The organism is Streptomyces phyllanthi (assembly GCF_009377205.1).
In the GTDB taxonomy this organism is placed as follows: domain Bacteria; phylum Actinomycetota; class Actinomycetes; order Streptomycetales; family Streptomycetaceae; genus Streptomyces; species Streptomyces phyllanthi.
Genome location: NZ_VJZE01000364.1, coordinates 1 through 9,615 on the forward strand (window position 1 = coordinate 1; position 9,615 = coordinate 9,615).

The window sequence follows — 9,615 nt, forward strand, 5'->3', positions numbered from 1 at the left end:
CCGCTTTCCTGCCCCCCCCCGCGTTCCTGCGGTCCCGCGTTCCTGCGGTCCCGCGTTCCTGCGGTCCCGCGTTCCTGCGGTCCCGCGGTCCCGCGTTTCCGTTCCCCGTTCTCGTGGAGCGGCCCGCTACTTCGCCGCCGCCGCGTCACACGCCTGCCCCCGAAGCGTCCGCGCCAGGTCGTCGCGTGCCTCGAGTACGAGTCTCCGCAGCGCCGGCGGCGCGTCCTCGTGGGCCGACAGCCAGACGTCCGTGGCGTCCAGCGTGGCCTGCGAGTCCTGCTCCGACGGGAACAGGCCCCTCACCACGTCCATACCGATCTGGATCGAGCGCTCGGCCCAGACCCGTTCGATCACCTCGAAGTACTTCTCCGCGTACGGCGCCGTCAGCTCCCGCTGGGACGGCTGGGCGAAGCCCGTGATCGTCGCCTCGACGAGGGCGTTGGACAGCGCGTCCGACTCGACCACCGACGCCCACGCCTGCGCCTTCACCGCGGCCGAGGGGCGGGCGGCCAGACAGCGGACCTGGTGCCGCTTGCCGGACGCCGTGTCGTCGCGGGCCAGTTCGGCCGTGAGCGCCGACTCGTCGGCCACCCCGTGCGCGGCCAGCGGCTGCAGGAACGCCCAGCGCAGCTCCTGGTCCACCTCCAGCCCGTCGATCTTGGCCGTACCCTCCAGCAGACCCTGGAGCAGCTGGAGTTCGGCCGGCTGCGAGGCGACGGCCGCCACGAAGCGTGCCCAGGTGAGCTGGTGCTGGCTGCCGGGCTCGGCCGAGCGCAGTTCCCGTACGGCCCCCGCCGCCAGCAGCCGGCCGCCCTCCTCGCGCCACTCGGGCGCCGCGTAGTACGTCAGCGCCGAGTCGGCCCATGCGTGCAGCATCTGGAGCACACCGATGTCGGACTCGCGCCCGGCGAACCGCAGCACCAGGTCCACGAAGTCCCGCGCCGGCATGATCGCGTCCCGCGTCAGGTTCCACAGCGCCGACCAGCACAGCGCCCGCGCCAGGGGATCGGTCATGTCCCCCAGGTGGGCGCGGAGCGTCGCCAGCGAGTTCTCGTCGAAGCGGATCTTGCAGTAGGTGAGGTCCTCGTCGTTGACCAGCACCAGCTCGGGGGCCGCCTCGCCCGCCAGCTCGCCCACGACCGTGCGCGGGCCGTCGACATCCACCTCCGCGCGCGCGTACCGCTCCAGAGCGCCCCCGGCCGCCCGCCGGTACAGCCCGACCGCCACCCGGTGCGGCCGCAGCTCCGGGTGCGACTCCGGGGCGTCCTGCACGATCGCCAGCTCGCCGACCCGGCCCTCGCCGTCCAGCAGCACCTGCGGCGTGAGCGAGTTGACCCCGGCGGTCTGCAGCCACGCCCGCGACCAGGCGGCCATGTCGCGCCCGGACGTCTCCTCCAGCACCGACAGCAGGTCACCGAGACGCGTGTTGCCGTAGGCGTTCCGCTTGAAGTACCGCCGCGCGCCCTCCAGGAAGGCATCGCGGCCGACGTACGCGACGAGCTGCTTCAGCACGGAGGCGCCCTTGGCGTACGTGATGCCGTCGAAGTTGAGCTTCGCGTCCTCCAGGTCACGGATGTCAGCGGTGACGGGGTGCGTCGAGGGCAGCTGGTCGGCGCGGTACGCCCACGCCTTGCGGTTGTTGGCGAAGGTGATCCAGCCGTTGGTGAACCGGGTCGCCTCGACCATCGAGAACGAGCCCATGAAGTCGGCGAAGGACTCCTTGAGCCACAGGTCGTCCCACCACACCATGGTGACGAGGTCGCCGAACCACATGTGCGCCATCTCGTGCAGCACGACGTTCGCCCGCCGCTCGTACGACGCCCGCGTCACCTTGCCCCGGAAGATGAACTCCTCGCGGAAGGTGACGAGTCCCGGGTTCTCCATCGCGCCGAGGTTGTACTCGGGCACGAAGGCCTGGTCGTACTTCCCGAAGGGGTACGGGTAGTCGAAGTGGTCGTGGAAGAAGTCCAGGCCCTGCTTGGTGACCAGGAAGACGTCGTCCGCGTCGAAGTAGGGGGCGAGGCCCTTGCGGCACATGGCGCCGAGGGGGATCTCCAGCCGCGTACCGTCCCCGAAGGTCCGCTCGTAGGTGTCCGTGACGTAGTGGTACGGCCCCGCCACCACCGCCGTGATGTAGGTGGAGATCGGCTTGGTCTCCGCGAACCGCCACACCCCGTCGTGCTGTTCGCCGGCCCCGTTGCTCCAGACCGTCCAGCCCTCCGGCGCCCGCACCTCGAACCGGAAGGGGGCCTTGAGGTCCGGCTGCTCGAAGTTCGCGAACACACGGCGGGAGTCGGCCGGCTCGTACTGCGTGTAGAGGTAGACCTCGCCGTCCTCGGGGTCGACGAAGCGGTGCAGCCCCTCGCCGGTGCGGGAGTACGCGCACTGGGCGTCGACGACGAGTTCGTTGTCGGCCGCCAGGTCCTCCAGGGCGATCCGCGTGCCGTCGAAGACCTCGCTCGGGTCCAGGTCCCTGCCGTTGAGGGAGACCGCGGTGACGCTCGGCGCGACCAGGTCGGCGAAGCTGGTGGCGCCCGGGTCGGCGCAGCGGAACCGGATCGTGGTCACCGAGCGGAAGGTGCGCGGCGCTCCGCCGGCGCCGCTGCCGGAATCACCGACGGCGGACCGCAGGTCGAGCGACACCTCGTACCCGTCGACGGACAGCAGTGCGGCCCGTTCCTGGGCCTCGTCGCGGGACAGATTCTCACCGGGCACGGGGGGCACTCCCTCAGGGTGGTGTTCGGCATGCGGACAGGCCGATCCTGCCATGCGCTCCGGAGGCCGCCCATCGGAACGGGCCGAGGGAGCGGCAGGGGAAAGCCCGTCAAGAGCATGGAAAACGGGGCGGGAAGGGCGCGGGTGCGGTGTCGGCTCGGGTACGGGAACGGCACCGGCGGAGGTGTCGTCGGAGGTACAGGCGGGGTGTCGTCGGAGGTGTACAGGCGGGGTGTCGTCGGAGGTGCCGACGGGGTGCGGGAATGGTGCGGGCGGGTGCCGGTGTTGCCCACGGGAAACGACCGCCCTCGTCTAGGAGAGCCATGTCCGAGCAGACTCCCGCGTCGACCTCCGGCAAGACCCCCGTCGACTTCTGGTTCGACCCGCTGTGCCCGTGGGCCTGGATGACCTCGCGGTGGGTGCTGGAGGTGGAGAAGGTCCGGGACATCGAGGTCCGCTGGCACCTGATGAGTCTCGCCGTCCTGAACGAGGACAAGCTGGACGAACTTCCCGAGGAGTACCGCGAGATGCTCGCGACCAAGGCGTGGGGCCCGGTACGGGTGGTCATAGCCGCACAGCAGGAGCACGGCGCGGAGGTGCTCGGCGACCTCTACACCGCGCTCGGCACCCGCGTCCACAACCAGGGCGAGGGCATCGAGAAGGAGGTCGTGGCCCGGGCCCTGAAGGACGTCGGTCTGCCCGAGTCCCTCATGGATCACTGGGACTCGACCCCGTACGAGCCCGAACTGCGCGCCTCCCACAAGGAGGGCATCGACAAGGTCGGCCAGGAGGTCGGCACGCCGGTCATCGCGGTCCCCGGTGCCGACGGCGAGCAGATCGCCTTCTTCGGCCCCGTCGTCACCCCCGCCCCCAAGGGCGAGGATGCGGCCAGGCTCTGGGACGGCACCCTCCTGGTCGCCTCGGTCCCGGGCTTCTACGAGATCAAGCGCAGCCGCACACAGGGCCCGGACTTCAGCAACCTCTGACCCGCGGCGCCATGGCGCCCCGGCTGCCTCTCAGTCCGCGTACAACGCGGCCAGGCGCGGCAGCCGGCGCGCCACCTCGTCGCACCGCTCCTCGAAGTCGAAGGCCCAGTCCGGGTCCAGCTTCGGGTAGCGGACCGTGAAGGCGTCGGGCGGCAGGTCCTCTCCCGTCGCCTTGCGATAGGCGTCCCAGGCGATCGCGAGGGCGCGCTCGCAGTCCATCTCGTCCCACTCCTCTGCCGCCTCCCGCACCTGGGGCAGCTCGGCCAGCGTGTCCGGGTCGGCCACGGCACGCTCGAAGACCTCCCGGCCCTGGAGTATGAGCCAGCCCCGGAAGTAGTCGAAACCGTCGTCCGAGCAGCCGCCGTTGATCGTGTACGCCGCCGCCCACAGCGGAGCGCGGTACGAATCGGCCATCAGGCCCCAGAAGGCCCGGTCCGCGGAGACGATCTCCGCGGCGGGCCGGGTGGCCAGCAGGGCGGTGGCCCGCTCGGCGACCGTCTCGCCGTCCGTGGGGTCGGCGACCTGGCGGCGGGCGTCGTCGACCAGGGTCCAGAACGCCGTGGTGTCCATGGAGGGAAGAGTGGCACGAGGGTCTGACAACGCGGCTCACTCGAGGTCGTCGGGCAGTCGCTTGGTGAGCCTGAAGTGCTTCTCGTGCCCGTGGGTACGGAGATTGAGGCAGACCTTCCCGTCGGGCCGGACGTTGACGCACTTGAAGTAGTTGTCGCTGACCGGATTGCCGAGCTGTTCCCGGAGCCATGTCCTCTCGTTCGTGGTCAGCGGCTCGTGCTTCTCCTCGGCTCGGCACGTCTGGCAGGTCAGGCGCTTCTCTGTCGGCATCCCGCCACCATGGCCCGGAGCCCGCCGTACCGGAAGTCTCCGGTGGCGGAAGTCGCCCGAATGGGAGAAAACCGAGCCGGAGGGTTCCCGAACCGCAGGGTTTCCCGGATGCGGAGGGTCCGAGCCGCCGGGTTTCAGGGCGTCAGGTTTCCGGGGAGCCGGGGAGCCGGGGCGCCGTGAGTCAGGGTGCTGGGTTTCCGGGGTGGGGAGAACCCCCGCGAGTCACGTCCTCGCGGGGGTTCTCCTTTCCTCCGCCTGCCCGATGAGCGGTGAGAAGACGATCACGAGCAGGACGTCTCCTGTCTGTCTCAGGGGGCGAGCAGCAATACGTCCGCGCGGGACCTGGCCGCCGCGTAACGCCGGGCGACATCCTGCCAGTTGACGACCTGCCACATGGCCTCGATGAAGTCGACCTTCTGGTTCCTGTACTGGAGGTAGAACGCGTGCTCCCAGGCGTCGAAGACGAGGATCGGGGTCGAACCCTGGCCGACGTTGCCCTGATGGTCGTACACCTGCTCGACGATCAGGCGCCCGCTCAGCGGTTCGTACGCCAGCACACCCCAGCCGGAGCCCTGGGTCGTGGCCGACGCCTTCGACAGCTGGGCCTTGAAGTGCGCGAACGAGCCGAAGGACTCGGCGATCGCGTCGGCCAGCTCGCCCGCACCGTCCGCCGCCAGCGGCTCACCGCCGCCGTCACCGGTCATGTTCTGCCAGTAGATCGAGTGCAGGACGTGCCCCGAGAGATGGAAGGCCAGGTTCTTCTCCAGGCCGTTGATCGCGCCCCACGTCTCCTTGTCCCGCGCCTCCGCGAGCTGCTCCAGCGTGTCGTTGGCACCCTTCACGTACGCCGCGTGGTGCTTGTCGTGGTGCAGCTCGATGATCTCGGGGCTGATCACGGGGGCGAGCGCGGAGTAGTCGTACGGCAGTTCAGGGAGCGTGTAGACGGGCATGGCTGGGGTCCCCTCCGACTCTTATTGCAAATAACTTGCAAGTGCACAGTATCAGCAGGAGAGTGGAAGGGCATGCCCGGCGCATGCGAAAGGGCCCTCGCACCCGGCCGTGCCCGGCGCCGCAGGTCGACATGGCGACGCGACGAGGAGTTCCGTGCCCGGGCGGCCACGGCCGGAAGTGCAGGGCCTGTCCGGCGGATCCTGCCGGAGAGTGTTCGTTTGGTGGGACTCCACAGTTCCGGTCCACCCTGCTCTCTTTGCCGAAGCCTCTCCACCTCAGTGACCAGTATCACCTCAACACGGGTGTAGCCAGCACCTTTTGTGAGAAGTGAATCAAGCGCGCGCTCTCCCCTTTGTCGAGCGCTGACGGTGAACGGCGTCGGCGCCCTGGGATAGCGTCAACGTGTTCCCCACCGTCTCCCCGCCGGAGTGAGCCCCATCATGAGCACCGCCGCCGCCTCGTCCGCCCGACCCGGCGCAGTCCTCGCCGATCTGCTCCCAGCCACCCGCGTCCGTGACATCGCGCTCGTGCTCGGCGGTGCCGCGCTCACCGGGCTCGCCGCCCAGATCTCGGTGCCCGTGCCGGGCTCCCCGGTGCCGGTGACCGGGCAGACCTTCGCGGCGCTGCTGGTGGGTACGGCACTGGGCGCGGGCCGCGGTTTCCTCTCGCTCGCGGTGTACGCGCTGGCGGGTATGGCCGGGATGCCGTGGTTCGCGGGCGGCACCTCGGGCTACACCGCCCCCTCCTTCGGCTACATCCTCGGCATGCTGCTCGCCGCCACCGTCGTGGGCGCGCTGGCCCGGCGCGGCGGCGACCGCTCGGTGCCGCGCATGGCGGGCACGATGCTCGTCGGCGAGGCGATCATCTACGCGATCGGCGTGCCGTACCTGGCCTTCGCCGCGGACATGTCCCTGACCGCGGCCATCGCGGCCGGCCTCACCCCGTTCCTGATCGGCGACGCGTTGAAGGCCGCGCTGGCGATGGGCGTCCTGCCCGCGGCGTGGAAGCTGGCCGGACGCAAGTAAGAGGTCGGCCGGGCTTGTCGGCCACCGGCTTCTGGAAGGGCCCCGAGGCACAGCGCCACGGGGCCCTTCCGGCTTCCCGACTCCGCCTTCCCTGCTCCGTTTTCTCCGCTCCACTCTCCCCGCCTCCGGTCCCTCGGCCGCGACCTCGCCCTGTATACGCCTCTCCGAAAACGGGCGAACTGTGCTGTCATGGAATGGAGTTGAAGGTGGGAGGTGGGACGCATATGTGGGTCGCGGGCCGCTACCGCCTTGCGGAACCTGTCGGGCAGGGCGGCATGGGGCGGGTGTGGCGTGCGGCCGACGAGATGCTGGACCGGCCCGTCGCCGTCAAGGAACTGCGCCTCGACGGACCTGCCGAGGAGGAGGACCCCCGCACACGGCGCGAGCGCGCGCTGCGCGAGGCCCGGGCCAGCGCGCGCATCGACCACCCGGGCGTCGTACGGGTCTACGACGTGGCCGAGGAGTACGACCGGCTCTGGATCGTCATGGAGTTCGTCGACGCGCCCTCCCTGGAGAAGGTGGTCGTGGAGAACGGGCCACTGGGTGTGCGCGAGACGGCCCGCGTAGGGCTCGCCCTCGCCGAGGCGCTGCGCCGGGTGCACGCGGCCGGGGTGCTGCACCGCGACATCAAGCCCGGCAACGTCCTCCTCGGCCCGGGGCGCCGGGTCGTCCTCACCGACTTCGGGATCGCCGCGCTGCATGACGCCCGCGCCCTGACCCGGGCCGGCGTCCTCATCGGCTCCCCGGAGTACATCCCTCCGGAGCGCGCCACCAGCCGCCCCACCGGTCCCGCCGCCGACCTCTGGGCACTTGGCGCCACCCTCTGCACGGCGCTCACCGGCCGCTCCCCGTTCGCCCGCGGCTCCACCGCCGAGACGCTCCTCGCGATCGTGTACGAGGAGCCCGAACTTCCCGGCCGCGGCTGCCCGTTGACCCCGCTGCTGCGAAGACTGCTGGCCAGGGAGCCGGCGGACCGGCCGGACCTCGACGAGATCGTGGCCGAGCTGACACGCGTCCTGGCCACCCCGGACCCCGTGGACGAGGAGCCGCCCGACTGGCGGCCCCGGGTGCTCACCGCCCTCGTGCTGATCGTGACCGCCGCGGTGGCCGCCGTGATGATCGCCACCGCGATCCGCCCCGGCGGGGAGACCCGCCTGCCGGACACCGACCCGCCTCCGACGGTCGCGGGCACGTCCCGCCCACCCCCGTCCGGAAACGCGCCGTCCGGGAACGCACCATCCGGAAACGCGCCGTCCGGGGATACGGCAACGCCCCCGCGCTGATCTCGACGGGGGCGCCGTACGCACACGACCGTTGACCGACCGACTGACTGACCGACTGACCGGTTGGCGACTCTTAAGGCCGTACTGCCACTACTGCCACTACTGCTGTTCCTGCTGCCGAGGCCGGCGGTGCGTCCACCACAGACCTGCTGCCCCCGCCGAGATCAGCGCCGCGCCGACCGCGCCGTACGGCAGGACCTGGTCGGCGGGCCCGGTCCTGGGCAGTTCGTCACCGCCCGGGGTGACCGGGCTGTTGTCGGTACCGAGGAGCAGCGGGGTGGTCGGGGCGTTGGGCGACGGGTTGTTCGTGCCGAACGGGACCGGGCCCTGCTGCCAGTACGTCTTGGCGCCGTCGGTGGTCTGGACGGGCAGGCAGATCCTGCCCTGCTTCTTCACATCGAAGGTCGCGTCGACGTCGTACGACTTCGACTTGCCCGCCGCGAGATTGTCGATGGCGCAGCTGAAACCGCTGTTCGAACCCTCGGGCAGATCATTCTTGGGGATTTCCGAACAACCCTCCACACCCTTCACGGTGAGACCGTCGAAACCGACCACAAGCAGTCGGATTTCACCGCTGTCCTTGGTTCCCCCATTTTTCACGGTGGCGGTAATCGCCGTTTCCTTCGAACTGTTGTCGACCGAGATCTTCTCGGGCAGCAGCGTCATCAGTTCGACGCCCGCCGGTGCTTTGTCAACGGCCTTTCCTCCCTTGCTGCTCATGCCCTCCTCGTCCTCTGCGACGGCAGTGACGGCGAAGATCGCCACCGCCGAAAAGGATGCGGCGAGCAGCGCCCCCGCGATGGTGGCCGTGCGACGAGAACTCATGTTCGTCCCCCTTGGGTCCCCCATGACCGCGCCTGAATTCGCGGTCACTGAAGAGGTACCACAAGATTTCTCCGCACTATGCTGGTCCGGCACGAGAATGTGGCCGGTGTGCTACTTCACGTCTCTGCTGTGGCGGCAGTTGAAGGGGGTACGGGGGTGCCGGAAATTGCACCGGGCGGTGTTCCGGGATCGCTGGTGAGAGGCCGTTACCGGCTGGTCGAAAGCATTGGCCAAGGGGGAATGGGGCGGGTGTGGCGGGCCACCGACGAAATGCTCGATCGGCAGGTGGCCGTCAAGGAGATGCGCATAGACGGCCTCGACCCGGAGGACACCCGGACCCGTCGGCAGCGGACCCTGCGGGAGGCCAGGGCCACGGCGCGGATCGCCCACCCCAACGTCGTACGGATCTACGACGTCGTGGACGAGGGCGAGCGCCTGTGGATCGTCATGGAACTCGTCGACGGCCGCTCCCTCGAACGGATCATGGTCGAGGACGGACCGCTGAACGTACGCGAGACCGCCCGCGTCGGTCTGGAACTGGTCGCGGCGCTGGGCCAGGTGCACGCCGTGGGAGTGCTGCACCGCGACATCAAACCGGCCAACGTCCTCGTCGAGCGCGGCGGCGACAGCCTTGTCGTCCTCACGGACTTCGGCATCGCCGCCATCCAGAACGCAGAGGCGCTGACGATGGTCGGGATGATCGTCGGCTCCCCCGACTACATGGCCCCCGAACGCGTCTCCGGCCGCCCTCAGGGCCCGCCGTCCGACCTGTGGTCCCTGGGCGCGACCCTGTGCGCGGCCCTCGGCGGACACTCCCCGTTCTCCCGCGCCACGACCCTGGCCACGCTGCACGCGGTCCTCTACGAGGACCCGGACATCCCGCCCGGCGCGGGGGAGCTGAGGGAAACCCTGACCGCCCTGCTCGACAAGGAGCCGGGGGCGCGTCCCGGTCTGCGGGAGGTGGCGGCGGCGCTCGGGCCGGTCGCGGGG

General features: G+C 70.3%; 9 protein-coding genes. 4 read left to right on the forward strand and 5 right to left on the reverse strand.

Annotated elements, in window-relative coordinates; genetic code table 11:
• Window positions 1-126: 126 nt before the first annotated feature.
• A complete protein-coding gene (gene pepN, locus FNH04_RS34285; RefSeq protein WP_322724674.1) occupies window positions 127-2,715 on the reverse strand; it encodes an aminopeptidase N in 2,589 nt (862 codons plus the stop codon).
• A 323-nt stretch (window positions 2,716-3,038) separates the two neighbouring features.
• Here pepN and FNH04_RS34290 point away from each other — a divergent pair, with 323 nt between their 5' ends.
• Window positions 3,039-3,701: a mycothiol-dependent nitroreductase Rv2466c family protein gene (locus FNH04_RS34290; protein ID WP_152789753.1), complete on the forward strand. Its 663-nt coding sequence runs from the start codon at window positions 3,039-3,041 to the stop codon at window positions 3,699-3,701.
• A gap of 30 nt (window positions 3,702-3,731) precedes the next feature.
• Here the strand turns inward: FNH04_RS34290 and FNH04_RS34295 are convergent, their stop codons facing one another.
• From FNH04_RS34295 to FNH04_RS34305, 3 genes are all read right to left on the reverse strand, one after another.
• On the reverse strand, window positions 3,732-4,271 hold the full coding sequence (locus tag FNH04_RS34295) for a DUF4240 domain-containing protein (protein WP_152789754.1): 540 nt from the start codon (window positions 4,269-4,271) through the stop codon (window positions 3,732-3,734).
• A gap of 36 nt (window positions 4,272-4,307) precedes the next feature.
• Window positions 4,308-4,541 carry a hypothetical protein gene (locus tag FNH04_RS34300; RefSeq protein ID WP_152789755.1) on the reverse strand — a complete coding sequence of 78 codons (234 nt, stop codon included), beginning with the start codon at window positions 4,539-4,541 and terminating at the stop codon, window positions 4,308-4,310.
• A 308-nt stretch (window positions 4,542-4,849) separates the two neighbouring features.
• On the reverse strand, window positions 4,850-5,491 hold the full coding sequence (locus FNH04_RS34305) for a superoxide dismutase (RefSeq protein ID WP_152789756.1): 642 nt from the start codon (window positions 5,489-5,491) through the stop codon (window positions 4,850-4,852).
• A gap of 441 nt (window positions 5,492-5,932) precedes the next feature.
• Here FNH04_RS34305 and FNH04_RS34310 point away from each other — a divergent pair, with 441 nt between their 5' ends.
• Together FNH04_RS34310 and FNH04_RS34315 are read left to right on the forward strand one after the other, a co-directional pair.
• Window positions 5,933-6,517: a biotin transporter BioY gene (locus FNH04_RS34310; RefSeq protein WP_152789757.1), complete on the forward strand. Its 585-nt coding sequence runs from the start codon at window positions 5,933-5,935 to the stop codon at window positions 6,515-6,517.
• Window positions 6,518-6,723: 206 nt separating this feature from the next.
• Window positions 6,724-7,800 carry a serine/threonine-protein kinase gene (locus FNH04_RS34315; RefSeq protein WP_322724676.1) on the forward strand — a complete coding sequence of 359 codons (1,077 nt, stop codon included), beginning with the start codon at window positions 6,724-6,726 and terminating at the stop codon, window positions 7,798-7,800.
• 99 nt (window positions 7,801-7,899) lie between these two features.
• Here the strand turns inward: FNH04_RS34315 and FNH04_RS34320 are convergent, their stop codons facing one another.
• Window positions 7,900-8,625 carry a hypothetical protein gene (locus tag FNH04_RS34320; protein ID WP_152789758.1) on the reverse strand — a complete coding sequence of 242 codons (726 nt, stop codon included), beginning with the start codon at window positions 8,623-8,625 and terminating at the stop codon, window positions 7,900-7,902.
• Between the two features lie 240 nt (window positions 8,626-8,865).
• On the opposite strand from FNH04_RS34320, the gene FNH04_RS34325 reads away from it, so the two are divergent.
• Window positions 8,866-9,615 (forward strand): serine/threonine-protein kinase (locus tag FNH04_RS34325; RefSeq protein ID WP_407704152.1); only part of this gene is annotated, 750 nt, incomplete at its 3' end.